22 protein-coding genes are annotated in these 24,434 nt (G+C 60.5%); 17 read left to right on the forward strand and 5 right to left on the reverse strand.

The annotated features are described in order from the left end of the window. The first annotated feature begins 220 nt into the window (after window positions 1-220). From ACTQXM_RS04660 to ACTQXM_RS04670, 3 genes are all read left to right on the forward strand, one after another. On the forward strand, window positions 221-928 hold the full coding sequence (locus ACTQXM_RS04660) for a hypothetical protein (protein ID WP_441537190.1): 708 nt from the start codon (window positions 221-223) through the stop codon (window positions 926-928). Between the two features lie 177 nt (window positions 929-1,105). Continuing rightward, window positions 1,106-1,777, forward strand: a complete 672-nt coding sequence (locus ACTQXM_RS04665; protein WP_441537191.1) for a response regulator transcription factor — start codon at window positions 1,106-1,108, stop codon at window positions 1,775-1,777. Between the two features lie 9 nt (window positions 1,778-1,786). Continuing rightward, window positions 1,787-2,830, forward strand: coding sequence for an ATP-binding protein (locus ACTQXM_RS04670; protein WP_441537192.1), 1,044 nt, complete (start codon window positions 1,787-1,789; stop codon window positions 2,828-2,830). Between the two features lie 205 nt (window positions 2,831-3,035). Here the strand turns inward: ACTQXM_RS04670 and ACTQXM_RS04675 are convergent, their stop codons facing one another. Next, complete coding sequence (locus ACTQXM_RS04675; RefSeq protein WP_154515052.1) at window positions 3,036-3,473, reverse strand: universal stress protein; 438 nt, start codon at window positions 3,471-3,473, stop codon at window positions 3,036-3,038. Window positions 3,474-3,715: 242 nt separating this feature from the next. Here ACTQXM_RS04675 and ACTQXM_RS04680 point away from each other — a divergent pair, with 242 nt between their 5' ends. From ACTQXM_RS04680 to ACTQXM_RS04695, 4 genes are all read left to right on the forward strand, one after another. Beyond that, the gene (locus ACTQXM_RS04680) at window positions 3,716-4,696 is read left to right on the forward strand and encodes an undecaprenyl-diphosphate phosphatase (RefSeq protein WP_441016070.1); all 981 of its coding nucleotides are present in this window, start codon (window positions 3,716-3,718) and stop codon (window positions 4,694-4,696) included. Window positions 4,697-4,842: 146 nt separating this feature from the next. Further along, window positions 4,843-7,743 (forward strand): ATP-dependent helicase, encoded by a 2,901-nt coding sequence (locus ACTQXM_RS04685; RefSeq protein WP_441537193.1) that lies wholly within the window; start codon window positions 4,843-4,845, stop codon window positions 7,741-7,743. Between the two features lie 361 nt (window positions 7,744-8,104). After that, entirely contained in the window at window positions 8,105-9,133 is a 1,029-nt protein-coding gene (locus ACTQXM_RS04690; protein WP_441537194.1) for a hypothetical protein, read from the forward strand. Continuing rightward, window positions 9,121-9,888 carry a hypothetical protein gene (locus ACTQXM_RS04695; protein ID WP_441083292.1) on the forward strand — a complete coding sequence of 256 codons (768 nt, stop codon included), beginning with the start codon at window positions 9,121-9,123 and terminating at the stop codon, window positions 9,886-9,888. Before ACTQXM_RS04690 ends, ACTQXM_RS04695 begins: the two co-directional genes overlap by 13 nt. A 206-nt stretch (window positions 9,889-10,094) precedes the next feature. On the opposite strand, the gene manA is transcribed toward ACTQXM_RS04695, so the two are convergent. Continuing rightward, window positions 10,095-11,027, reverse strand: a complete 933-nt coding sequence (manA, locus tag ACTQXM_RS04700) for a mannose-6-phosphate isomerase, class I (protein WP_441537195.1) — start codon at window positions 11,025-11,027, stop codon at window positions 10,095-10,097. A 72-nt stretch (window positions 11,028-11,099) separates the two neighbouring features. After that, window positions 11,100-11,819, reverse strand: coding sequence for a GntR family transcriptional regulator (locus tag ACTQXM_RS04705; RefSeq protein ID WP_441537196.1), 720 nt, complete (start codon window positions 11,817-11,819; stop codon window positions 11,100-11,102). Window positions 11,820-12,159: 340 nt separating this feature from the next. On the opposite strand from ACTQXM_RS04705, the gene ACTQXM_RS04710 reads away from it, so the two are divergent. From ACTQXM_RS04710 to nhaA, 3 genes are all read left to right on the forward strand, one after another. After that, complete coding sequence (locus tag ACTQXM_RS04710; RefSeq protein WP_427728539.1) at window positions 12,160-13,113, forward strand: ROK family protein; 954 nt, start codon at window positions 12,160-12,162, stop codon at window positions 13,111-13,113. A gap of 166 nt (window positions 13,114-13,279) precedes the next feature. Next, window positions 13,280-14,203 carry a manganese-dependent inorganic pyrophosphatase gene (locus ACTQXM_RS04715; protein ID WP_441016085.1) on the forward strand — a complete coding sequence of 308 codons (924 nt, stop codon included), beginning with the start codon at window positions 13,280-13,282 and terminating at the stop codon, window positions 14,201-14,203. Window positions 14,204-14,466: 263 nt separating this feature from the next. Then, the gene (gene nhaA / locus ACTQXM_RS04720; RefSeq protein WP_441537197.1) at window positions 14,467-15,825 is read left to right on the forward strand and encodes a Na+/H+ antiporter NhaA; all 1,359 of its coding nucleotides are present in this window, start codon (window positions 14,467-14,469) and stop codon (window positions 15,823-15,825) included. Between the two features lie 100 nt (window positions 15,826-15,925). Here nhaA and ACTQXM_RS04725 read toward each other — a convergent pair whose 3' ends face one another. Next, the gene (locus tag ACTQXM_RS04725; RefSeq protein ID WP_441537198.1) at window positions 15,926-16,180 is read right to left on the reverse strand and encodes a hypothetical protein; all 255 of its coding nucleotides are present in this window, start codon (window positions 16,178-16,180) and stop codon (window positions 15,926-15,928) included. Window positions 16,181-16,338: 158 nt separating this feature from the next. On the opposite strand from ACTQXM_RS04725, the gene ACTQXM_RS04730 reads away from it, so the two are divergent. The 7 genes from ACTQXM_RS04730 (at window position 16,339) to ACTQXM_RS04760 (ending at window position 23,279) form a co-directional block, all read left to right on the forward strand. Next, a complete protein-coding gene (locus ACTQXM_RS04730; RefSeq protein ID WP_441537199.1) occupies window positions 16,339-17,643 on the forward strand; it encodes an aminotransferase class I/II-fold pyridoxal phosphate-dependent enzyme in 1,305 nt (434 codons plus the stop codon). 66 nt (window positions 17,644-17,709) lie between these two features. Beyond that, a complete protein-coding gene (locus ACTQXM_RS04735; protein ID WP_154515032.1) occupies window positions 17,710-18,024 on the forward strand; it encodes an STAS domain-containing protein in 315 nt (104 codons plus the stop codon). Between the two features lie 153 nt (window positions 18,025-18,177). After that, window positions 18,178-18,750 carry a twin-arginine translocase TatA/TatE family subunit gene (locus ACTQXM_RS04740; RefSeq protein ID WP_441537200.1) on the forward strand — a complete coding sequence of 191 codons (573 nt, stop codon included), beginning with the start codon at window positions 18,178-18,180 and terminating at the stop codon, window positions 18,748-18,750. After that, on the forward strand, window positions 18,750-19,547 hold the full coding sequence (gene tatC, locus ACTQXM_RS04745) for a twin-arginine translocase subunit TatC (protein ID WP_427718932.1): 798 nt from the start codon (window positions 18,750-18,752) through the stop codon (window positions 19,545-19,547). The genes ACTQXM_RS04740 and tatC overlap by 1 nt, the downstream gene beginning before the upstream one ends. A gap of 6 nt (window positions 19,548-19,553) precedes the next feature. After that, on the forward strand, window positions 19,554-19,910 hold the full coding sequence (gene hypA / locus ACTQXM_RS04750) for a hydrogenase maturation nickel metallochaperone HypA (protein ID WP_152068469.1): 357 nt from the start codon (window positions 19,554-19,556) through the stop codon (window positions 19,908-19,910). 54 nt (window positions 19,911-19,964) lie between these two features. Then, window positions 19,965-20,648, forward strand: a complete 684-nt coding sequence (gene hypB, locus ACTQXM_RS04755) for a hydrogenase nickel incorporation protein HypB (RefSeq protein WP_441048704.1) — start codon at window positions 19,965-19,967, stop codon at window positions 20,646-20,648. 54 nt (window positions 20,649-20,702) lie between these two features. Next, window positions 20,703-23,279 (forward strand): DNA topoisomerase I, encoded by a 2,577-nt coding sequence (locus ACTQXM_RS04760; RefSeq protein ID WP_441537201.1) that lies wholly within the window; start codon window positions 20,703-20,705, stop codon window positions 23,277-23,279. A 144-nt stretch (window positions 23,280-23,423) separates the two neighbouring features. On the opposite strand, the gene ACTQXM_RS04765 is transcribed toward ACTQXM_RS04760, so the two are convergent. Beyond that, the gene (locus ACTQXM_RS04765) at window positions 23,424-24,410 is read right to left on the reverse strand and encodes a zinc-ribbon domain-containing protein (protein ID WP_441537202.1); all 987 of its coding nucleotides are present in this window, start codon (window positions 24,408-24,410) and stop codon (window positions 23,424-23,426) included. Window positions 24,411-24,434: the final 24 nt, after the last annotated feature.

Raw genomic sequence — 24,434 nt, forward strand, 5'->3', positions numbered from 1 at the left:
CACCTCATCTCGCCGCTCAAACCGTCGCTCGCGTACAGAAGTACGCGTCGCTCCTCTTTCGCGGTGACCTGAGGCACTTGGGTCCGGCTCGCTGGCTTATGCTCCACCAGCGGTATTGACTCGCCCCGAACTAAAGCTATCTATTGCCGTCCGTGCCGGTTGGTGCAGGCGGCTTTTTTGGGTATAACGGTGCGGTGTATGTTTTTGAGAAAGGTTGGATATGGCCGTTGTGGATGATGCCGAGCTGTTTGGCAATGCCGAGGACCAGCGTGCGTACGAGGACTTTTGCGCCAATCAAGAGGCGGTCGAGAAGTTTACGCTCGACAAGCCCGCGCTTGTCTGCCGTTGGCGCATGTCCAACAAAAAGGTGCCCATGCTCAACCGTCACATTCGTGCGCTGTCCGAGCGCCTGGTGCAGGGCGAGCCGCTCACCCATAACATGCTCAGCTGGGCCAAGCAGCACGTTGAGTGGTCGCTTGCCGAGGGCGATTACACCGCGCGCGACGGCGTGCTCATGCTGGTGATCGACGTTAACGGCAATGCCGCCATGACGGTGGGGGAGTACGAGCCGCTGGCCGATACTTCGGCCAAGGCGCTGCGTGCCCGCTCCGCCGAGGCCCGCTCCGAGGCCGACGAAACCGGCGTGGCACCCGAGCTGCTCGCCGCCGTCAACAACGGCGAGCTGGCCTTTGTGGCACCGGCGGACGAGTGCCTGTGTGGCACGGCGACGCTTATCGAGCAGCTGGCTCAGACCAAGGGCATCCCGGTCACGCGCGTGGACATTCCCGCGCAGCTCAAGGGCGCGCTGTTCCTGGTGAGTGACGAGCACGGCGTGGTCCCTGCCGCCGAGACGGACGCCGTCGAGTCCGACGCCGCTACGGTTGCCTTCTTTGCCGAAGGCTACGAAAAGCTCCGTGCCCACCGCTAAATGATTTTCCTGGGACGGGGATTTAATAATCATTTGATCCTCGCTCCCGTTGCGAGCGAGGGGCGAGCCAAACGCTTTCGTTCGCGAACAGTTTTGTCACCTTGGTGCCTCGCGAGGCACGCACCTGCGGCTCCGCGGTCATAATGGGGCAAGACAACCAAGAGGGGAGCGGAATCCATGGCGCTGATCTATGTCGTTGAGGACGACGAGCGCATTCGTCGTGAGCTTGTCGACATCCTTGCCCGCGCCGGGTTTGAAATCGAGGCCTGCGAATCGTTTGAGCATGTCTCGCGCGATATCCTTGCCGCCGCGCCCGACCTGGTGTTGCTCGACCTCACGCTTCCCGTCAAGGACGGCCAACATATCTGCCACGAGGTTCGCCGCGAATCCGAGGTTCCTATCATCGTCCTCACGTCGCGCACGACCGAGATCGACGAGGTCATGGCCATGACGCTTGGCGCGGACGACTTTGTTCCCAAGCCTTACAGCGCCCGTGTGCTCGTGGCTCACATCAATGCGTTGCTGCGCCGCACCGCGGCGGCGGGCGATCGCAGCACGCTCGTCCACAAGGGGCTGGAGCTCGACCTCGCCCGCTCCATGGTCACCAATACGGCAAGCGGCGACAGTACCGAGCTCACCAAAAACGAGCTGCGTATCCTCTCGCTGCTCTTGGGCCGCGCGGGCAAGATTGTCTCGCGCTCGGCTATCATGCAGGACCTGTGGGACTCCGACGCCTTCGTGGACGACAATACGCTCACCGTCAATATCAACCGCCTGCGCACCACGCTCGAAAAAATCGGCATCAAGGGGTATTTGACGACGCATCGCGGCCAAGGCTATTCGGTCTAGGGGCCGGTTATGTCGTTTGCCAAGTTCTTTAAAGATGCACTGCTTTCCGTTGCCGTGTGGACCTGCGGCGTGCTGCTGAGCTGTTTTGTACTGACGGTCGCCGGCGCCCCGGCATCCATCGTGGTCGTGGCGGTCGGTGTGTCCTTTATCTTTGGCATGCTGGGCATCGTGATCGAGTACGTGCGCCGTCGTCGTTTTCTGTGCCAGCTGGAGCGCGCGGCAGAGGAGCTGGGGAGCCCCGCATGGGTGCAGGAGATGGTGCAATGCCCGACCTATGCCGAGGGCGAGCTCGAATATGAGGTCTTGCGCCGGGTGGGCAAAGCCGCTTGCGACGAGGTGGCGGAAGGCCGGCGCCAGACCGATGACTACCGCGACTATATCGAGAGCTGGGTCCACGAGGCCAAGCTGCCCCTGGCGGCGGCTCATCTGATTTTGGAAAACCTGGACGGCAGCGAAGACGACCTGTCACGCGTGGATGACCTGGGTCGCGAGCTGGCTCGCGTGGAGCGCTATATCGATCAGGCGCTGTACTATGCGCGCTCGGAAGTCGTAGAGCGCGACTACCTGATTCGCCGCTGGGGTCTCAAGAGCTTGGTGACGGGCGCGATTAAAGCCAATGCGCGCGAGCTCATTGCGGCGCACGTGGCTCCGGTGTGCGAGAACCTCGACTTTGAGGTGTTCACCGACGAGAAATGGCTCGAGTTTATTCTGGGCCAGCTCATTCAGAACAGCATTAAATATGCGCGTGAGGACGGCGCGAAGATTGTGTTTTCGGGTGCGTTGCTGGACGAGGGCCTGGCAAACGAGCGCATCGAGCTTACCGTCGCGGACAACGGCTGCGGCGTGAGCGCGGCTGACCTGCCGCGCGTGTTCGAGAAGGGCTTTACCGGCGATAACGGCCGCACCACCAAGCGCGCAACGGGCATCGGCCTCTACCTGGTGGCGCGCCTGTGCTCCAAGATGGGCATCGACGTCACCGCGGCATCCGACTTCGGCGAAGGCTTTGTCGTAACATTCGCTTTCTCGACCAACAAGTTCCAATACTTCGAGTAGTGCACGCGGCAGAAGTCCGCCCAAACAAAAACGTGCCGCCCCGGTTGGGGCGGCACGCCATTTTTCTATCAGCCAACTCGTTGAAGTAAGGCTGCGAAGGCCGCGGGGCCGGGAGGGGTTTCCTAAGGGCACATCCCGCAGCCGCAACGCGGCGAGGACGTGCCCTTAGGAAACCCCGCAGGTCCCGCGGCCGGTGGGAGCAACGCTACTTCACGACCAAGATGTCGCAGTCGGTGTTGCGCAGCAGGAATGTCGAAATCGAACCCAGGAGCGCATACTTGATCGAGGAAAGGCCACGAGCGCCGCAGAGCACCAGATCGGGCTTGACCACGTCGAGCATCTCGTCCTTGAGCGTCTCGCGAATACGGCCGGCGCGAATCATGACTTCGACCTCGGGAATGTTGGGATTAGCCTTGGCCTCTTCGAGCTGCTTGGCGATGGAGTTCTTAAAGGCCTCCTCCAGGCCGTTGACCAGATCGACCGGATAGGAACCGGCGCTCTCGAGCGCCGTGGAATCGATGACGTGACCGATGATCAGCTTGGCGCCATTGTTTGCGGCGACCTTGATAGCGCGTGTGAGCACAAAATCCTGCTGCTCAGTACCGTCGAGTGAAACAAATACCTTGGTATAGCCCTCGTTCATGGTTTCCTCCTTGGTCTATCGCACGGGCGCGGGGCTCGTGCATCGGACGACGTGTTGGCCGCCGGACACTTTAGCTTGTTGCAGTTATACCCAAGGATTTCGGTTTGACCGCTCGCAATTCTGTGAACGGGCGAGATTTTTGGTAAGGGTGGGCGCGGCCGCGGCCGAACGGTTGATAATGGGACATCGCCCGCAACCGTCCGCAGAACAACTATCGGCGGGTGACAAACGAGGGGGTCCCTTTGGATATCATCGAGCTTCTAAAATCTGCCTTCATGGGCCTGGTCGAGGGCATCACCGAATGGCTGCCCGTTTCGTCGACGGGCCACATGATCTTGGTGGACGAGTTCGTCAAGATGAATGTGAGCGAGACATTCTGGAATATGTTCCTGGTCGTGATTCAGCTTGGCGCCATTTTGGCCGTTTGCGTTCTGTTCTTCTACGACTTAAATCCGTTCTCGCCCAGCAAGGGCAAGGAGGGTCGTCGCGACACCTGGGTGCTGTGGGGCAAGATTGTGCTTGGCTGTATTCCCGCCGCGGCGATCGGTCTGCCGCTCAACGACTGGATGGAGGAGCATTTCTATAACGCTCCCGTCGTGGCGCTGGCGCTCATCGTGTACGGCGTGTTGTTTATCGTGATTGAGAACTGGCGTGCGAGTAAGCGCGAGAACGCCGCTCTTGCCGATTCGTTTGGTTCGCGTGCTGTGGTGGCGGGCGGGCGTCCCGCCGGTGCACACTTCGCGGCGCCTGCGGCGGATATTGCCGAAGACAATGACAATGACGAGGATTTGGATTTTGGATCCATCGCCACGCTCGAGGACCTGAGCTGGAAGACCGCATTGGGTATCGGTTGCTTCCAGGTGCTTTCGTTGATTCCGGGCACATCACGTTCCGGCTCCACCATCATCGGCGGCCTGCTGCTGGGCTGCACGCGCTCGGTGGCGTCCAAGTTCACGTTTTTCCTGGCCATTCCCGTTATGTTTGGCGCGAGCGCGCTCAAGCTGGTCAAGTACTTCGTTAAGGGCGGTACGTTTGGCACCAACGAGATTGCCATTCTGGGCGTGGGCTGCGTCGTGGCCTTTGTGGTTTCGCTTATTGCCATCAAGTGGCTCATGGGCTTCGTTCGCCGTCACGACTTTAAGTGCTTTGGCGTCTACCGCATTATTCTGGGCATCGTGGTGCTCGCGTACTTCTTTGTTCTGGAGCCTATGCTCGGCCTGTAACTTGGTTGACGCTGCGCGGCGGCCAGAGCGCGGCGCACGGAGTCGTGGTGTGATTTGCATCGGTGTCCGCGCGGCTCGGTATACTGGTACGGCTCAAACTATGGCGCCGCCCGCAGGCGCGCCGTCCGTCAGATGAGGAGTCGCCCATGACCCAGCCCTTGCCCTGGGAAAAGAACGCCGCGGTACCCATGCCGCCCGCGCCGGAACCCGTGCCGCTCGATGCATACACCGCCCCCGCTGCGCCGGAGCCCGAGCTCGTTCCGCTCGACATCTACGATGCTCCCGCGCCGGCACCCAAGCCCGTCAAGCCGCTCGTCGACATCGACAGCCTTAATCCCGCCCAGCGCGAGGCCGTCCTGACCACCGAGGGCCCGTTGCTGGTCCTCGCCGGCGCAGGCTCGGGCAAGACTCGCGTCCTGACCTTCCGCATCGCGCATATGCTCGGCGACCTGGGTGTTAAGCCTTGGCAGGTTCTTGCCATCACGTTTACCAACAAAGCCGCGGCCGAGATGCGCGAGCGTCTGACGGCGCTCATTCCCAGCGGTACCCGCGGCATGTGGGTGTGCACCTTCCACGCCATGTGCGTGCGCATGCTGCGCGAGGACGCCGACCTGCTGGGTTACACCGGTCAGTTCACCATCTACGATGACGATGACTCAAAGCGCATGGTGCGTGACATTATGCAGGCGCTCGGCATCGAGCAAAAGCAGTTCCCCATCAACATGATTCGCAGCAAGATCAGTTCGGCCAAAAACGCCATGATCGGCCCCGAGGACATGCTCAAATCCGCCGATAGCCCCAACGACAAAAAGGCCGCGCAGGTCTACCTGGAGCTGGAGCGCCGCCTGCGCGCCGCCAACGCGATGGACTTCGACGATTTGCTCGTGCGCACACTCGAACTGCTGCGCACCCGCCCCGAGGTGCTCGACAAGTACCAGGAGCGCTTCCGCTACATTAGCGTCGACGAGTATCAGGACACCAACCACGTCCAGTACGAAATCGCCAACCTTCTGGCCGCCAAGTACCAAAACCTCATGGTTGTGGGCGACGATGACCAGTCCATTTACAGCTGGCGTGGCGCCGACATCACCAACATCTTGGACTTTGAGCAGGACTTTAAAAACTGCAAGACCGTTAAGCTCGAGCAGAACTACCGCTCTACGGGCCATATCCTAAACGCCGCCAACGCCGTGGTGCGCCACAACTCGCAGCGCAAGGACAAGCGCCTGTTTACGGCCGAGGGCGATGGCGAGAAGATTCAGGCCTTCCAGGCGAGCGACGAGCGCGACGAGGGCCGCTGGATTGCCGGTGAGATCGAGAAACTGCATGCCAAAGGCACGAGTTACGACGACATCGCCGTGTTTTATCGCACCAACGCCCAGTCGCGTATTCTCGAAGATATGTTCCTGCGCGCGGGCGTGCCCTACAAGATCGTGGGCGGCACTCGATTCTTCGACCGTGCCGAGATTCGCGACGTCATGGCCTACCTCAAGATGATCGTGAACCCGGCCGACGAGATGAGCGTCAAGCGCGTCATCAACACACCGCGCCGCGGCATTGGCTCCACCTCAATCCAAAAGATCGAGCAGCTGGCACGCGACAACCGTTGCTCGTTCTTCCAGGCTTGCGAGATCGCGTGCGCCGAAACCGGCATGTTTAGCGCCAAGGTACGCAACGGCCTGTCGAGCTTTGTCTCACTGGTACGCGAGGGCCGCCGTATGGACGGCGAGCTCAAGGACGTTGTCGAGATGATCGTCGATAAGACGGGCCTTCTGCAGGCGTTTCGCGCCGAGGGCACCATGGAATCTGAGAGCCGCGCCGAGAACATCCAGGAATTTCTGGGCGTTGCGGCCGAATTTGAGGAGACGCACGAGGATATCGAGGGTACGCTCGAGAGCCTAGAAGAGCTGCGCGCAGCCGGTGTTGCCGACGTGCCTGCCGGCGCCGAGCCCGAGCCCGTCGTGGTGAGCGTTTCTGCGCCCGAACCGGGGCCATCTGCCCCGGCATCCTCGTTTGAGGCGCTCGTCGGCGCCCGTGACGCCGCGGGCTCCAATCCGCTCGATGGCTTGGCCGCTCCGGCGCTGTCTCCGCAGGATGCCCTGGCCGCCGCCATCGCAGGCAACGCGTATGCCGCGCCGACGGAGCTGTCGGCGGGTGCCGTGCATGCCGGCGAGATCGAGCGTACCTACGGTCCGCTCACCTGTAAGGCGCTGCCGGCACTCATGGAGTGGCTGGCCTTGCGCTCCGACTTGGATTCCCTGGCCGGCGAGACGCATGCCATTACCATGATGACCATCCACTCCGCCAAGGGCCTGGAGTTTCCGGCGGTGTTCGTGGCCGGCATGGAGGAGGGTATCTTTCCGCACGTGCACGACTTTGGCGGCAGCGATGATCCGGGCAAGCTCGAGGAGGAGCGTCGCCTGGCCTACGTCGCCATCACGCGTGCCCGCAAGCGCCTGTTCTTGACCTATGCGGCCACGCGTCGCACCTACGGTTCGACCTCCGCCAACCCGCGTTCGCGCTTTCTCAACGAGATTCCGTTTGAGGATATCGAGTTTAGCGGTATCGGTTCTGCCGGTTTTGAGGGCACGGGCTGGGAGAAGCGCGGCGACCGTCGCGGCACCTTTGGCTCGGGCACGGGTTCGGATATGTATGGTGGCAAGGTGTTTGGTTCGCATACGCGCTCGACCGGCGGTTCCGGTTCGCGCGGCGGATCGAGCTTCGACGATTTCTTTGGCGGCAGCAGCTACGGGACCGAGCGCCATCGTGGGGTCTCGCCCGACGCCGGTCGCGTTGCCTCGACCTTTGGCTCGGGCGCACCGCGAGCCAAAAAGCCGTCGTCCAAGGTGTCCCCAACAGTGGAGCGCAAGGTCGATCGCGCCAGCGCGTCGCAGGACTTTGCCGCGGGCGATACCGTGAGTCATAAGACCTTTGGCACGGGTACCGTGATCTCGGTCGCTGGAGACATGATCGAGGTCCAATTCGAAAAGACCGGCCAGACCAAAAAGCTTATGAAGGGCTTCGCTCCGATCGTCAAGCTGTCGTAATCCCGGCGGACCCGGGCGGGCGTATGGGGCAACATCGCCTGCTCGGGCAGTCCTGCGCAAGACGGAGGCCACATTAAGTGGCCTCCTTTGCGTGCGGAACTCGCGATCGATGTTGCCCCATACGCCCGCCCAGGTCCTCGGGTAACGTTGCTGGACGAGCGTTGCTCTGCTCGTTCGCTTTTTGATCTGGAGAGCCGGGTGGGCTGATAGATAGATACGAGTAGGGGCTCTTCCGTACATGGTCGGGAGAGCCCCTTATTACGTTTCGGATTGTTTCTTATGACTTTGGGGATTGAGCGTTTTATACGATTCAGTATAATTTTAGATAGATACTAAAATGTAACTGAAATGAAAATGGTGAGTGGACATGCTGCTAAATTGTCTCCCTAAAAGACTCTTCTCTTTAGAGCTCGCCATCGACCCGGAGCTAGTTGAGATACAGATTCCTCGCATGTATCTCGAGCGCTATTCGCTTCGCTTAGCACGGCTCGGCATGTCTGAGCAAGGCCGTTTTATTGTTGCGGAACCAAAAGAACCGCCCAGTGTCATTTCGGCGCGAAATCTCGCCAATGCAGTGCGCAAGATAGATGCTCGCCCGGTGGCAATTTGCTGGGACGCTATGGATTTAGGCTTTATGCACGCGCTTTCTTCGGAGGGGATCGCATATATCCGAGATGAGCGAAATGCGTTTTTGCCGTTTATCGGAGCCGTTATTTCCGGTGAGGTGCTGGGTGCTTCTCCCGCTGCTCCGCTTTCGCCCCAATCTCAACGAATCGTCCTAAATCTCATCGCGGGACGATGGGTTGACTGCTCCGCCGGCGACCTAGCGCGTCTGTGTGGCAAAAGCGCGGCAAGCGTCAGCGGCTATCTTTCGGAAATCGCCGCTATTGCTCCTGGGTTGATTATGCGGGACGGCAAAAAGCGTATATTGTGCGATGCCGGGTTGTCGACCGAGACGCTGCTGGATGGGTTTGAGGACTATCTTCGCACGCCAGTTTTAGAGCGAATCCGGCTCAAGAAGGTTATCGAGAGAACAGAGCTACGTGCCGTTGACGCGCTGCTTTCCGGTATGTCTGCCCTTAGCTATATGTCTGACCTTGCTCATGAAGGCTCTGCTCCAACCATTGCTCTCGAAAAGAATCAGCTAGAGGACCTAAAAGAGCACATGGGTGACAGATGGCTGGAGGCCCAGTGGTACGAACCGGCTGCTGTCGAGATTGAGGTCTGGTCGTATCCCGTGGACGAGCCGTCCGATGTTAGTTTTGACACGACAGGTTTGCAATGTGTCGACCCGTTCTCCTTATACGTTGCCTTCGCAAAAGAGGATTACAAAGATGACCGTCTGCTCGATGCGGTCGAACAGCTCAGGAGGACGATATGCCAAAAGTGAGGGGGATAGAGCGATTTGCCGACGCCATGAGCAGCTGCAAAGGTGGTTACGTCCTTATTGGTGGAGGGGCCTGCAGCGTTCTATTTGACAGCGAAGGTGATTCATTCAGGGCTACCGAAGATTTGGATGTCGTCGTAATTGTTGATGGGGAAGGCGTTGAATTTGCCACTGCGTTGTGGGCGTTTATCAAAGCAGCTGGATACGAGATTGGAAAGGTCGGCGATGGAAAGTGCACTTACTATCGGCTCTGCTTGCCCAAAGGATCAAAGCGGGCCCTAGACTATCCCGGTCAAATTGAGCTATTTGCCCGACATCCTGATTTTGTGCTCGAAGACGAAACGAGCGAAGTGGCACCTCTTTCCTTTGACGGGGCCGTATCAAGTCTCTCGGCAATTATCCTCGACGATGGCTACTACGAATTTATTCGCGACAACGCAACGAACGTAGAGGGCATTACGTTGCTCGATGCACTCCATATCATTCCCCTCAAGATGCGTGCGCACATTGATATCAACAGAAGTTATGAAGAGGGACGTCGTTGCAACAACATTGATCGGCGGAAGCACCGTTCGGATGTTGCTCGACTTGCTGACTTGTTGTCGCCTTCGGCGCGTTTGGAGCTAACGGGGCAAATGAGGGTTGATGCGGAGGATTTTCTTACGGACTTTGCTTCGTATGTAAATCGGCAGACCAACCGTAAGGAAAGAGTGCGGCTTCAGGACACGCTATCGTTTCTCGAAAAGGTCTACCTATAGGCACCTTGAGCCGTTATGTATAGCAGGGGCTCCTCCGTTGATGAACGGGGGAGCCCCTTGTTGCTTTTTGATTGTCGTTACTAGCCAGAGGCTCGCCGGGATGGGGCGCGGGGTTTGGTCGATCGCGAGTTCCGTGCGAGCAGGACTGTCCGAGCAGGCGACCAAACCCCGCGCCCCATCCCGGCGAGCGCTCGGGGACCGGTAACTTACAGGTGCGAGACGATCAGTTCCATCTGGCCTTCGAGGTCGATGGAGCTGACGGTGCTGGGTGCCAGCAGATGGCTTCCCTTGTGGACGGGGTCGCCGCAGATGGTGCCTTCGCCGTCGATGACCGACAGGCACATGAAGGGCCAGCGCTGCTCCAAGGTCTTGCTGCCGTCGACGCGTACGCGATCGACGGTGTAGCAGGAGTTAGACTCGAGCTCGGTTACGCCGTTCACCTCGGGTGCGGCCACCGTGCCGTCGGTCGGAGCCTGAGCATCAAAGTCGATGCAGTCGAGGCTCTGCTCAATGTGCAGCAGACGCAGTTTGCCGTCGGTGCCGGGACGGTCGTAGTCGTACAGGCGATATGTCACGTCGCTTGACTGCTGCGTCTCCAAAATGAGCGTACCGGTCTTGATGGCGTGCACGGTACCGGAATCAATCTGGAAAAAGTCGCCCTTGTGGATCGGCAGCACGTTGAGCATGTCGTCCCAACGGCCCCCCTCGATCATCTGTGCGGCCTCGGCGCGGTCATGCGCGCGCTGGCCGACGATGATCGTGGCGCCGGGCTCGCAGTCCAGCACATACCAGCACTCGGTTTTGCCCAGGCTGCCGTTCTCGTGCTTGGCGGCGTACTCGTCGTTGGGATGAATCTGGATCGAAAGGTCGTCCTTGGCGTCCAGAATCTTAACGAGCAGCGGGAACTCCTTGCCCTCGCACCTGCCAAAGAGCTCGCGGTGCTCGGCCCACAGCCACGACAGCGTGTGGCCGGCATACGGGCCCTCCGCAATCTGGCAGTCGCCGTTGGGGTGGGCCGAGATGGCCCAACACTCACCGATGGGTCCATCGGGAATGTCGTAGCCAAATACGGTTTCGAGCTGGCGGCCGCCCCAGATCTTCTCGTGGAAGATCGGCGTCAGTTTAATCAAATCGGACATATTCATACCCCATTGTGTTGCGCGGGCGTTGCACAAACAGCTCAAAACGAGCGCCCGCATGACTACAAAAACCTATGCCAACGTTACGTTGTGCAACTCAAAGCGGTCGCCAACGTTGCGCGAGACCGAATACTCAAAGGCCGCGCCGCTGTCCAAAAAGCCAATCTGGTTGAGCTCGAGTAGGGGAGAGCCAGGTTTGGTGTCCAGGCGCTCGGCTTCTTCCTCGGTTGCTGCCACGGCGCGAATGGTACGGTGGAAGCTCGAGATCTTCAGCCCACATTGCTCGCGGACAAAGCGGTAGACCGATCCGTACAGGTCCTTCTTTTTAAGGCCCGGAATCAGCTCGAGGGGCATGTAGGTGTACTCGATAACGATGGGCTTCTCATCGGCCTGACGCACGCGCACGATGTGATAGGCAAAGTCATCCTCGGCAATTCCCAGCTGGGCTGCGATGTTCGCTGGTGGATTAACAATCGAGAAATCATAGACCACCGAGGTCACCTTCTCCCCGCGGTGCTCATACGAAAAGCCCTGGGCACGGTCGTTTTTGCCCTGGAAAAACGCTTGGCCGGGAAGCCCCGCCGTGTCCTTAACGTAGGTACCCGATCCACGACGGCTGGTAACAAGACCTTCCTCGGTGATTTGCTCGATAGCTCGTTTGACGGTGATTTTGGAAACGCTATAGAGCTCGCAGAACTCAACGACGGTGGGAAGCTTGTCGCCTGGTTTAAGAGCGCCATCCTCAATACTTCGACGAATATCTGCAGCTATCGCCTCGTATTTGGGAATCATGGAACCTCCTTTCCAACTTGATTGAGTATAAAAGAAAGTATACTCAACACCTAAGTATCCCTATTGAGTCATTGAAAAGTTCGATAGATATATTACTAAAAGTCGCTTTGCGCTAAAAATAAAAGCGCTCTAAATAAATATACATTCGAATAATGTCGTGTTGAGAAATCTAATCGGTCCGAGGACGGGGCCGAACCGATTTAGCACCCAGCGAACCGAATCCTGTATTCTGCATTTCCCCAGATAAAACCTACCAAAACAAACCTGTCCCTTTTTGGTAGGTTTTTGCCTTGGGAGCGGTACCATACAGACAATGTTTAAACGAGAAAGGCGGGCCCCTATGGAACCTAAGCAGTACTACATCGGCATCGACGTCGGCGGCACTTCGGTTAAGGAGGGCCTGTTCGACGGGGATGGCAACCTGCTTGCGAAGGTCAGCGTGCCCACGCCTCCCATCGTTGACGCTGCGGGCTTTGCCGCGGTGACCGAGGCTATCGACCAGGTGGTCGCCAAGGCACAGATTCCGCGCGCCTTTGTGGCGGGCATTGGCCTTGCTGTTCCGTGCCCCATTCCGGCAGCGGGCGATGCCAAGGTCAAGGCCAACATTGCCATTAACCTGCCCGAGTTGAAGATCGCCATTCAGGAGCACTGCCCCGATGCGGTCGTTAAGTACGAGAACGATGCCAACGCCGCTGCCATGGGCGAGGCTTGGCTCGGTTCTGCCAAGGACGTGCAGAATGTGGTGATGGTCACCATCGGTACCGGCGTGGGCGGCGGCGTTATCGTCAACGGCGATGTGGTGTCGGGTGTTGTGGGCGCCGGCGGCGAGATTGGCCATATGTGCCTGAATCCGGCTGAGGAGCGCACTTGCGGCTGCGGTGGCCATGGCCACCTGGAGCAGTATTCCAGCGCCACCGGCGTGGTGAGCAACTACCTTGCCGAGTGCAAGAAGGCGGGCGTCGAGCCCATCGAGCTCACCGGCCCCTCCGATTCCAAGGACGTGTTCCAAGCCTGCCGCGAGGGTGATAAGCTCGCGCTGGCCGCGGCCGATACCATGGCCGACTATCTCGGCCGCGCCCTGGCGCTTATTGCCAACGTGGTCGATCCCGAGATGTTCCTGATCGGCGGCGGCGCCTCCGCCTCGGCCGATGTCTACCTCGATAAGGTTCGCGAGTACTTCCAGCGCTACGCGCTTTCCGCCTCGCGCGAGACGCCCATTAAGGTTGCCTCGCTCGGAAACGACGCCGGCATCATCGGTTCTGCCTACGTAGCCCTGCGCGCTGCCGGCAAATAGCTGGTGCAAGGGGGCCAGGTTACTTTGCACCAACATGGTGCAAAAGGGACAGCCTTGGCCCCCATACCTGCCACAAAATATGCCGTGGCCCTTCCGTCCCCAAAGGCCAGCTGCCAGCGTGCTACCATAGCTACGTCTAAGTACACATACCAAGTGGAGGATACCCATGGCAAACGTTCTTGTCTTTGGTCACCAGAACCCCGATAACGACGCCATCATGAGCGCCGTCGTTCTGTCTCAGCTGCTCAACCAGGTTGAGTATGCCGGCAACACCTATGAGGTCTGCGCTCTTGGTCAGCTTCCGGCAGAGTCCGCCAAGCTGCTCGCAGACGCCGGCATTGCCGAGCCCCGCATGATTGAGTCCGTCGAGGCCGGCCAGCTTGTCGTTCTCACCGACCACAACGAGTCCGCCCAGTCCGTCGCCGGCCTTAAGGACGCCACGGTCTTTGGCGTCGTTGACCATCACCGCATCGGCGACTTTGAGAGCGCCGGCCCGCTGCACTACATCTGCCTGCCCTGGGGTTCCAGCTGCACCATCGTCACTAAGCTCGCCGGCGTGCTCGGCGTTGAGCTTTCCGACGTTCAGGCCAAGCTGCTGCTCTCGGCCATGATGACCGACACGCTCATGCTCAAGAGCCCCACCACCACCGATGTCGACCGCGCCGTCGCCGCCAAGCTCGGCGAGCAGGTGGGCGTCGACCCGGTCAAGTTTGGCATGGAGGTCTTCCTCACCCGTCCGTCCGGCTCCTTCACCGCAGCCGAGATGGTCGGCAACGACATCAAGATGTTCGAGCCCGCCGGCAAGAAGCTGCTCATCGGCCAGTACGAGACCGTCGACAAGAGCCGTGCGCTCGGCATGATCGACGAGATCCGCGAGGCCATGCGCGCCTACGCCGCCGAGAAGGGTGCCGACGGCATCGTCCTGTGCATCACCGACATCATGGAGGAGGGCTCGCAGGTCCTGCTCGAGGGCGAGACCGAGGCCGCTCAGAAGGGCCTGGGCATTGCCGACGAGCACGACGGCGTCTGGATGCCGGGCGTCCTCTCCCGTAAGAAGCAGGTCGCTGCCCCCATCATGGCCGCCTGCTAGGTTTTGTAGCCTGCTACGACCGGACCGCGGACGCCCCGCGCTCCGGTCGTTTTTTGTGCGCGGGACCGCGTCCCCTATTGGACAGGGGCGCCCGTACCGTTGGGCAAATAATGTTCAACCTGTGGTTCCGCTTTTCGGCCACGCCTGCGTGCTTGTCGTGCAGGGTAGGCTAGATGCAAGCGTAATACGTTGGAGCGCGGTGCCGCCACTTGGGCGGGCCGTGCTTTTTTAAGACGGGAGCTTTCCCGTGAAAGGAGCCGCCCATGGCAGCAACTGAGCAGCTGTTCAACGTTCGTGAGCGCAAGCGCTTTGAACGTCATGACATCTGGGAGCGCATCGCCGAGAACGGCACGATTTCCGCCGCCGTCATGGTCATCGCCGCCATCGCCGCCGTTATCTGCGCCAACACCGATGTCTACGAGGCTATCCATCACTTTTTGGAGACCCCGCTGTATGTGGGTCTGGGCAACCTTGCGGCTGGCCTTACCGTCGAGCTTTTCGTCAACGACTTTCTCATGGCGATCTTCTTTTTGTTGGTGGGCATTGAGCTTAAGTACGAGATGACGGTCGGCGAGCTCAAGAATCCGCGTCAGGCCATGCTTCCCATGCTGGCAGCCGTGGGCGGCGTCGTCGTTCCCGCCTGCATCTACCTGATCTTTAACCATGCCGGCGCCCGCAACGGTTGGGCCATCCCCATGGCAACCGATATTGCCTTTGCGCTGGGCGTGCTGTCGCTTTTGGGCAACCGCGTGCCCAACGGCGTGCGCGTGTTCTTCTCGACGCTCGCCATCGCCGACGACCTCATCTCCATCGCCGCCATCGCCATTTTCTACGGCCAGAGCCCCAGTCCGTTTTGGCTGGGTGCCGCTGCAGTTGTGACCTGCGCACTTGTGTGGCTCAACAAGACTCAGCATTATCGCCTTGCCCCGTACTCGGTGCTTGGTCTGCTGCTGTGGTTTTGTATGTTTAAGAGCGGCGTGCACGCCACGCTTGCCGGTGTCATCCTGGCCTTCACCATCCCGGCCAAGTGCGGTGTTAAGCTCGATAGCCTTACCGATTGGCTAGGCGAGTACCTGCCGTTGCTCGACGACCGTTACGACGACGAGGCGCACATCCTGGGCCAGCACGACTTTACCCTTTCGACCACCAAGGTCGAGCGTGTCATGCACCGTGTGACCCCGCCGCTCATCCGCATGGAGCGCCTGATCTCCACGCCGGTCAACTTTGTGATCCTGCCGATCTTTGCGTTTGTCAACGCGCAGGTTCGCCTTGTGGGCGTGGACATGAGCGTGCTGCTTACCGACCCGGTGACCCTCGGCGTGTACTTTGGCATGCTGCTGGGTAAGCCGATCGGTATCTTTGGCGTGACGTTTGCCCTGGTCAAGCTTAAGGCTTGCGAGCTGCCTCATAACGTTAACTGGCATATGATCGCCGGCGTGGGCATTTTGGGTGGCATCGGCTTTACCATGTCGATCCTCATCAGCGGCCTCGCCTTCCCGACGGCCCAGTTCGAGGTTCTGGCCGCCAAGGCCGCCATTCTTGCCGGTTCTGTTACCGCGGCCGTGCTGGGCATGGTCTACATGAGCGTGGTCTGCAAGCACCCTTCGCCCAAGGACGAGTAGGAGCGCGAAAACCGGGGCCGGACATGCCCCGGATGCCCTCGTGTGAAAAAACGCCGTTTGTGAGCACTGTCACAAACGGCGTTTCATTTATTTGCCATTTTTATTCCACGGTGCCGTAGACGGCGCCCCAGCCGTGGGCGGCAAGGGCCGAGTTAAGCTGGTCGCAAAGCGATTGGCGGTCGTAGTGGCCGGGCGGCAAAAGATTCACGATTTCCATGAGATCGGGCGCCAGGTCCAAGATCTCCGCCTGAACGATTAGATCCAGGCGGTCAATGGCCTTACGGCCATAAAACAAGCCGTCGACCAGACGCTGCAGGTCTCCGAACTCCTCGGCTTGAAAAGAGCCGTATTCCATACTGCCTCCTTGGATGTGCCATGCGGCTATACGGGTCATACGGTGGATATCGTAATTCATTGCGATGGACTTAATCTATCACGGCTTCATACCGTTGCGGCGGTAGCGGTCTATACTTAGACAAACTGCAACGTCCCGCTTTGCGAAAGGTCGCACCCATGCAGACGATCTACCAGAAGATGGAAACCACCGAACTCGATGCCGCCATCGAGGCGCTCAAAGCCGAGGTTGCCGAGGTCAAGGCCAAGGGCCTGGCGCTCGACATGGCGCGCGGCAAGCCGTCGCCCTCCCAGGTGGACATCTCGCGCCCCATGCTCGATATCCTCAATGCCGACGCCGATCTGCACGACGGTAACGTCGACTGCTCCAACTACGGCTGCTTTGAGGGCATCCCCTCGGCACGCAAGCTGGCGGGGGAGTTCCTGGGTTGCCCCGCCGATCAGACACTCGTACTGGGTTCGTCGAGCCTTTTGATCGAGCACGATATCGCCGGTATGTTCTGGCGCTGCGGCTCGTGCGGCAGCGAGCCTTGGGAGGCTTATGAGGCCGCGCACGACGGTAAGAAGGTCAAGTTCCTGTGCCCGGTTCCCGGCTACGACCGTCATTTTGGCATCACCGCCGACCTGGGTATCGAGAACGTCCCCGTCGCGATGACCGGCAGCGGCCCCGACATGGACGAGGTAGAGCGCCTGGTTGCCGCCGACGACTCCATCAAGGGCATCTGGTGCGTGCCCAAGTATTCCAACCCCACGGGCATCACCTTTAGCGAGGACACCGTGCGCCGCTTGGTCGAGATGCCCACGGCCGCGCCCGATTTTCGCATCTTTTGGGACAACGCCTACTGCGTGCACGACCTGTACGACGAGACCGACGAGCTCGCCAACATCTTCGATCTTGCCCGCGCGGCGGGTACCGAGGACCGCGTGGTGGCATTCGCCTCGACGTCCAAGATCACCTTCCCGGGCGCGGGCATCGGCTTTATCGGTGCGAGTCCCGCGGTCATCGCGGAGTTCTCCAAGCGCCTGAAGGCCGGTCTTATCAGCGCCGACAAGCTCAACCAGCTACGCCACGTGCGCTTCCTTCCCACCATCGAGGCGGTCAAGAAGCACATGAAAAAGCATGCCGAGTTCTTGCGTCCGCGCTTTGAGGCCGTCGAGCGCAAGCTCACTGAGGGCCTGGGCGATACGGGTTGCGCTACTTGGACGCATCCCCGCGGCGGCTACTTTGTGAGCTTTGATGGCCCCGAGGGCTCGGCCCAAAAGGTCGCCGCGCTTTGCGCCGACCTGGGTGTCAAGCTCACGCCGGCAGGTGCCACCTGGCCTTATGGCAAGGATCCGCGCGACACCAACATCCGCATCGCGCCGAGTTATCCCACGGTCGAGGACCTGGAGGCCGCACTCGACGTGCTGGTGCTGGCCGTCAAGCTTGTCGCTGCCGAGCTTGCTCGTGCCGAGCGCGCCTAACGCGTAGGGCCCCGCAAATCCGCGTCCAGTACCATCCGCACTCTCGATACGCAAAGGAGCGTATACATGGATTTGGGTATTTCCACCAACCCCACGCCGGAGCTCTACACCATCAGGGTGACCGGTGAGATTGATATCTCTAACGCCGACAGCTTGCGTAACGCCATCGACTTGGCGCTCGAGCAGCCCACCGAGGCCGTTGAGCTCGACTTTGCCCAGGTGAGCTATATCGACTCGACAGGTATTGGCGTACTTGTGGGCGCCGCGCACCACGCAGCCGATCACGACAAGCGGTTTGGCTGCGTCAACGTGCAGCCCCCGGTGATGCGCGTGGTTCAGTTGCTGGGTGTCGACCAGGAGATTTCAATTACGGCGGCATAAGCCCTGCCCCAAAAAGGGCGTGCCGTTTGGTATATGTTTGTGATGCGCTCGGATGTTTTGACGTCCGGGCGCTATACTTGACCGAATGAATAGACGAGTTCCGGCCGAATGGCGCGGTGCGGGCTCGACTCACATCGAGCCTTGGAGGTATGTGTGTTTGGTATTGGAGAGGGTGAGCTCGCGATCATCGTGGTCTTCGGCTTTTTGCTGTTTGGCCCGGATAAGCTCCCGCAGATGGGCCGCACGATCGGCCGTGCCATCCGTCAGTTCCGCGAGACGCAGGAAAAGATGACGGCTGTTGTTCAGTCCGAGATTATCGATCCGGTAAGCGAGGCCGCTTCGGCTCCGGTCAAGCCCAAGAAGGCTGCCGTCGACGACGATTCCGATGCGGACGAGGATGCCGTCGAGACGGCCGCGCCCGCAAAGAAGGAGACCTTTGCCGAGCGCCGTGCCCGCCTTGCCGCCGAGAAGGCCGCGAGTGAGGGTGCTGACGAGGACGAAGGTGCTGCTGGTGAGGCTGAGGGCGCCGAGTCTGCCGCTGCCGCCGTCGAGCCCGAGCCTGCTGCAGAGCCGGAGCCCGAGCCCGAGCCGGCAGAGCCCACGACGGCTGACCTCTACGCCCGTCGTCCCCGCAAGCGCAAGGCCGTCGTCGACCAGCTCGCTCGCGAGCTCGAGGCCGAGGACGACGCCGCTGCCGCCCATGCCCCGAAGGGAGGCGATGAGTAATGCCTATCGGACCTGCGCGCATGCCGCTCTTCGATCATCTGGGTGAGCTCCGTCGTCGCCTGACCATCGTGGTCGTGTCAGTCTTTGCCGCCGCCATCGTGCTGTATTTCGCCACGCCCGTGGTGCTCGACATCCTGGAAGACCCCATCCGCTCCTTTGTGCCGGACGGTAAGTTCTACATCACCACCACGCTCGGCGGCTTTGGTCTGCGCTTTTCGCTGGCTCTCAAGATGGCCGTTGTCATGTGCACGCCTATGATCATTTGGCAGATTCTGGCGTTTTTCCTGCCGGCGCTTCGCCCCAACGAGCGCAAATGGGTTGTGCCCACGGTGCTCGCCTCGACGGTGCTGTTCTTCCTGGGCGCAATCTTTTGCTACTTCATCATCATCCCTGCGGGCTTTGAGTGGCTCATCGGCGAAACCTCGGCCGTCGCTACGGCGCTGCCCGATCTGGAGAACTACGTCAACATGGAGCTGCTCTTTATGATCGGCTTTGGCGTGGCGTTTGAGCTGCCGCTCATCATCTTCTACCTGTCTGTCTTCCATATCGTGTCCTATGCGGCCTTCCGCGGTGCCTGGCGTTACGTATACGTTGGCCTGCTTGCGGGCTCGGCTGTGATTACGCCCGACGGCTCGCCCGTTACGCTGGGTCTCATGTATGGCGCCCTGCTCTCGCTCTACGAGATTTCGCTCGCCATCGCCCGCGTGGTCATTACCGCGCGCGATGGCAAGGAGGGCTTGTTTGTGAGCCGTCTGGATCTGTTCTCGAACGACGACGAGGACGACGACGAGGAGTAAATCCGTATGCACGAGGTTGGCATTGTCAACGGCATACTCGATACAGTGATTCGCGCGGCGCGTGGGGCGGGGGCCTCGCGCGCTGTTTTGGTAACGCTGCGCATTGGGGATATGACCGAAGTTGTGCGTGAGGCGCTCGACTTTGCGTGGGAGACGTTTCGCGACGAGGACATGCTCACGCGCGGCTGCGAGCTTGCCGTGGAGGAAGTCCATCCACAAAGCGAGTGCCTGGACTGCCGCGAGGTCTTTGAGCACGACCGCTTCCATTGCCGCTGTCCTCAGTGTGGCGGCACCAACGTGCGCCTGCTGCACGGCCGTGAGCTCGACATCGCCAGCATCGAGATCGAAACCCCCGACAATTAACCAGCCTGCCATTTGGGGACGGGGTATAAATGGTAGAAGTAAGGAGTGCCGAGTATGGCCGAGAAAACTATTGATATCGCATCGCCGATTCTGTCGCGCAATGAGCGCCTGGCAGATCAGCTGCGCCAGCGATTCAAAGAGACAGGCACCTATGTGATCAATGTGCTGTCGAGTCCCGGCTCTGGTAAGACCACCACGATTCTGGGCACCAACGAGCGCCTGCGCGACAAAGCCGGCCTGCGCTGTGCCGTCATCGAGGGCGATATCGCCTCGGATGTCGACGCCATCACCATGAAGGAAGCCGGCATGCCCGCCATTCAGATCAACACGGGCGGTCTGTGCCACCTCGAGGGCAACATGATCATGAAGGCCGTTGACGCGTTCGACCAGGCAGTGGGCCTTCAAAACATCGATGTTATCTTTATCGAAAACGTGGGCAATCTGGTCTGTCCGGTCGACTTTGACCTGGGCGAGAACCTGTCCATCATGATTCTCTCGGTGCCCGAGGGCGACGACAAGCCCATTAAGTACCCGGGCATCTTCCAGCACGCTGGCGCACAGCTGCTCAACAAGGTCGATGTGGCCCCGGCTTTCGATTTTGACATGGATAGGTATACTAAGACACTCGATGACCTCAATCCGCAGGCGCCGCGGTTTGCCGTGAGCGCACGCAAGGGCGAGGGCATGGATGCCTGGTGCGATTGGCTCATCGGGCAGATCGAACAAACAAGGGCGTAAGTCGGCCGTCGTACGTGCGGGCGCAGCCGCAGACACACGAGATAGGAGCCTCTTTTGAAGCTCATCATCGCCGAGAAAAACGACGCCGCGCGCCAGATTGCCGAGCGTCTTTCCACGGGCAAGCCCAAAAAGGACAAGGTGTACAACACCGCCATCTACCGTTTTGAGTGGAAGGGCGAGGAGTGCGTGACAATCGGCCTTGCCGGTCACATCCTTGCGCCCGATTTTTGCGACAGCGTGCTGTTCGATAAAAAGCTGGGTTGGTATTCGGTCACCGAGGACGGCGAGATGCTGCCGGCCGACATACCCGATGGCCTGGCGCGTCCGCCCTATGACACCAAGCGCAAGCCGTTCCTTGCCGATGGCATCTCCATCAAGGGTTGGAAGCTCGAGAGCCTGCCTTACCTCACCTGGGCGCCCGTCATCAAGCTGCCGGCCGAGAAGGAGCTCATTCGCTCGCTCAAGAACCTCGCTAAAAAGTCCGACAGCGTCATCATCGCCACGGACTTCGACCGCGAGGGCGAGCTGATCGGCTCGGACGCTCTCAACAAGGTGCGCGAGGTTGCGCCGGACTTGCCGGTTGCCCGCGCCCAATACTCTTCGTTTACCAAGGCCGAGATCACGCACGCCTTCGATAACCTCGTCTCGCTCGACCAGAACCTGGCCGATGCCGGCGAGAGTCGTCAGCACATCGACCTCATTTGGGGTGCGGTGCTCACGCGCTACCTGACGCTCGCCAAGTTTGGCGGCTTTGGCAACGTGCGTTCTGCCGGCCGCGTGCAGACCCCGACGCTCGCCTTGGTGGTCGAGCGCGAGCGCGAGCGCATGGCGTTTGTGCCCGAGGACTACTGGCAGATTCGCGGCATGGCTGCCGCGCAGGCTGCTGCCGAGGACGACCGCTTTAAGATCGCGCACAAGACGGCGCGTTTTACCGACAAGGATGCTGCCGAGATGGCGTACGGCCATGTCGACGGCGTTGCGACGGCAACCGTCGCTGCGGTGACCAAGCGCTCGCGCAAGCAGCAGCCGCCCACGCCGTTTGCGACCACCTCGCTGCAGGCTGCCGCTGCGGCCGAGGGCATCTCGCCCGCACGCACCATGCGCATCGCCGAGTCCCTCTACATGGCGGGTCTTATCAGCTATCCGCGTGTCGACAACACCGTGTACCCCGCGACGCTCGATCTGGGCGCCGTGGTGAGTGACCTGGCAAAGATCAACCCGGCGCTGGCGCCCGTATGCAAAAAGGTGCTCGCCGGTCCCATGAAGCCCACGCGCGGCAAGGTCGAGACCACCGACCACCCGCCTATCTACCCCACGGGCGAGGGCGATCCGTCCACGCTCGACGGTGGCCAGCGCAAGCTCTACGACCTCATCGCTCGCCGCTTCCTGGCGACGCTTATGGGCCCCGCCACCATCGAGAACACCAAGCTCGAGCTCGACGTGAACGGCGAGCCGTTCGTGGCCTCGGGCGACGTGCTCGTGACCCCTGGCTTCCGCGAGGCCTATCCGTACGGCCTTAAGCGCGACGAGCAGATGCCGCCGCTGGAGCAGGGCGATACGGTCGACGTGTTCGACATTAAGCTCGAGGCCAAGCAGACCGAGCCGCCCGCACGCTACAGCCAGGGCAAGCTCGTGCAGGAGATGGAAAAGCGCGGCCTGGGCACCAAGTCCACGCGCGCGAGCATCATCGAGCGCCTGTACGCCGTGCGCTACCTCAAAAACGATCCCGTGGAGCCGAGTCAGCTGGGTATCGCCATCATCGATGCACTGTCGCAGTTTGCCCCGCGTATCACGAGCCCCGATATGACCAGCGAGCTCGACGGCGACATGACCCGCGTGGAGCGCGGCGAAGATACCGAAGAGCATGTCGTGACGCACTCGCGCGCGCTGCTGGCCGGCGTGCTCGATGAGCTGCTCAAGCATACGCAGGAGCTGGGCGACGCCATCAGCGATGCCGTCACGGCCGATGCGCGCGTGGGCGCTTGTCCCAAGTGCGGCAAGGATCTGGTTATGAAGACGAGCGCCAAGACCCGCGGCAGCTTTATCGGCTGCATGGGCTGGCCCGACTGCGACGTGACCTATCCGGTGCCGAGCGGCGTCAAGGTGAGCCCGCTCGAGGGCGAGGCTGCCGTGTGTCCCGAATGCGGCGCACCGCGCATTAAGTGCCAGCCGTTCCGCCAGAAGGCTTTCGAGATCTGCGTGAACCCCACGTGTCCCACCAATTACGAGCCCGACCTTAAGGTGGGCGAGTGCAAGGTGTGCGCCGAGGCCGGACGCCATGGCGATCTGATTGCGCACAAGAGCGAGAAGAGCGGCAAGCGCTTTATCCGCTGCACCAACTATGACGATTGCGGCGTGAGCTATCCGCTGCCGGCGCGTGGCAAACTCGGGGCGACGGGCGAGACCTGCCCCGAGTGCGGCGCTCCCATCGTGGTGGTCAACACGGCGCGCGGTCCGTGGCGCATCTGCGTGAACATGGACTGCCCGACCAAGGAGAAGAAGCCCGCCCGCGGCCGCAAGACCACGACTAAGGCGAGCACGGCAAAGAAGGCCACGGCGGCAAAGAAGACGACTGCCAAGAAGGCTGCCGCGAAAAAGACGACCACAAAGAAGGCGGCCGCCAGCAAGTAGCGGCGCAGCCGAAACATTGCCCAAAACAAAAACGGGCGAGGGTCCCATGATCCTCGCCCGTTTATTGTTCGGCAGTTAGGGACGTTCCTTTTCTACCGGCAGTTTAGGAACGTCCCTAACTGCCAGCTCGGGAACGACAAAACGCTAGTTCACCTCGACGGGTTTGGCGCTGGGATAGCGGTCCTCAAAGTCCAAGCGATACTTGTTGCTGCTGGTTCCCGGCTCGTTGTCGCGTGCCAGCGGCGCCACGATTTCGTCCTTATGGTCCGAGGGCTTTGCGTACTTTAGGCTGATCTCCCAGGCATCGCAGATCGCGTCGATGCGGTGATCAAGGTCGTCATACAGGGCAATGATGTCTTTCCAGGAGTGGTAGTTCTTGGAGCTCATGGGGACGTCCAGGTCCTCGACGATATCGTAATACTGCTCGATGGTCTCCTCCGTGCGCTCGGCGACGTCGGCGAGATTTTGACGGGTGGTGCGATCTTCTTCCAGATAGCTACCATTGAAGGCCTGCGCGCAGGCGCGGACCTGGCTATCGAGGTCCTCGAGCAGGTCGTAGTATTCGCTCAGGCGACGGTAGAGGTTCTGCTCGGAGAGGGTTGCTTCGCCGCCAGCCTCGTCCTCGTCGTCATCGTCATCGTCGTAAAGGCTATTGGGGTCGCCGAGGGGCTTGAGGTCATCATCGTCAACATCGTGGTGCAGCTTGGTAACCTCGGCAGTCGTCTGCGTGGCGGAGTTGTCGAACGGTTTGATCACAAAGAAGATGACCAGGGCGATGATGATTGCCACCAGCGCAACGATAACGGCGACAAGCGCCCCGGTGCCGCTCTTTTTGGGAGCGGGGGTCTGTGGCGAAGCAGGCGCGTATGCGGGAGCCGGCTGCTGTTGGTGCGAGCCGCTCGTGACGGGTATGCACTGCGTGGTCTCGACGGCCGCGGGGCTTGCGGCGGGGTCGGGGCGATAAGCGAGGGGATCGTCCGCCTTGGCTTGCGGCGTATCAAAGGGCCCGGTCTGCTCAAAAGCGGGCTGGCTATCGCTCGCGGCTGTTTGCTCAACGGGTGCACCGCACGAGGTGCAGAACTTGGCATTATCTGCAAGAAGCTTGCCGCACGAGACGCAATACCGAGACATTGCCACTCCTTTCGCCACATTTCA

It is taken from the genome of Collinsella sp. LCP19S3_D3 (genome assembly GCF_052121455.1).
Lineage (GTDB): Bacteria > Actinomycetota > Coriobacteriia > Coriobacteriales > Coriobacteriaceae > Collinsella.

Excerpts from the sequence above, each read along its gene's own strand:
- ACTQXM_RS04660 (WP_441537190.1), top strand. The coding sequence starts at position 221 with ATGGCCGTTGTGGATGATGCCGAGCTGTTTGGCAATGCCGAGGACCAG.
- ACTQXM_RS04665 (WP_441537191.1), top strand. The coding sequence starts at position 1,106 with ATGGCGCTGATCTATGTCGTTGAGGACGACGAGCGCATTCGTCGTGAG.
- ACTQXM_RS04670 (WP_441537192.1), top strand. The coding sequence starts at position 1,787 with ATGTCGTTTGCCAAGTTCTTTAAAGATGCACTGCTTTCCGTTGCCGTG.
- ACTQXM_RS04675 (WP_154515052.1), bottom strand. The coding sequence starts at position 3,473 with ATGAACGAGGGCTATACCAAGGTATTTGTTTCACTCGACGGTACTGAG.
- ACTQXM_RS04685 (WP_441537193.1), top strand. The coding sequence starts at position 4,843 with ATGACCCAGCCCTTGCCCTGGGAAAAGAACGCCGCGGTACCCATGCCG.
- ACTQXM_RS04695 (WP_441083292.1), top strand. The coding sequence starts at position 9,121 with ATGCCAAAAGTGAGGGGGATAGAGCGATTTGCCGACGCCATGAGCAGC.
- manA (WP_441537195.1), bottom strand. The coding sequence starts at position 11,027 with ATGTCCGATTTGATTAAACTGACGCCGATCTTCCACGAGAAGATCTGG.
- ACTQXM_RS04705 (WP_441537196.1), bottom strand. The coding sequence starts at position 11,819 with ATGATTCCCAAATACGAGGCGATAGCTGCAGATATTCGTCGAAGTATT.
- ACTQXM_RS04710 (WP_427728539.1), top strand. The coding sequence starts at position 12,160 with ATGGAACCTAAGCAGTACTACATCGGCATCGACGTCGGCGGCACTTCG.
- ACTQXM_RS04715 (WP_441016085.1), top strand. The coding sequence starts at position 13,280 with ATGGCAAACGTTCTTGTCTTTGGTCACCAGAACCCCGATAACGACGCC.
- nhaA (WP_441537197.1), top strand. The coding sequence starts at position 14,467 with ATGGCAGCAACTGAGCAGCTGTTCAACGTTCGTGAGCGCAAGCGCTTT.
- ACTQXM_RS04725 (WP_441537198.1), bottom strand. The coding sequence starts at position 16,180 with ATGGAATACGGCTCTTTTCAAGCCGAGGAGTTCGGAGACCTGCAGCGT.
- ACTQXM_RS04730 (WP_441537199.1), top strand. The coding sequence starts at position 16,339 with ATGCAGACGATCTACCAGAAGATGGAAACCACCGAACTCGATGCCGCC.
- ACTQXM_RS04735 (WP_154515032.1), top strand. The coding sequence starts at position 17,710 with ATGGATTTGGGTATTTCCACCAACCCCACGCCGGAGCTCTACACCATC.
- tatC (WP_427718932.1), top strand. The coding sequence starts at position 18,750 with ATGCCTATCGGACCTGCGCGCATGCCGCTCTTCGATCATCTGGGTGAG.
- hypA (WP_152068469.1), top strand. The coding sequence starts at position 19,554 with ATGCACGAGGTTGGCATTGTCAACGGCATACTCGATACAGTGATTCGC.
- hypB (WP_441048704.1), top strand. The coding sequence starts at position 19,965 with ATGGCCGAGAAAACTATTGATATCGCATCGCCGATTCTGTCGCGCAAT.
- ACTQXM_RS04765 (WP_441537202.1), bottom strand. The coding sequence starts at position 24,410 with ATGTCTCGGTATTGCGTCTCGTGCGGCAAGCTTCTTGCAGATAATGCC.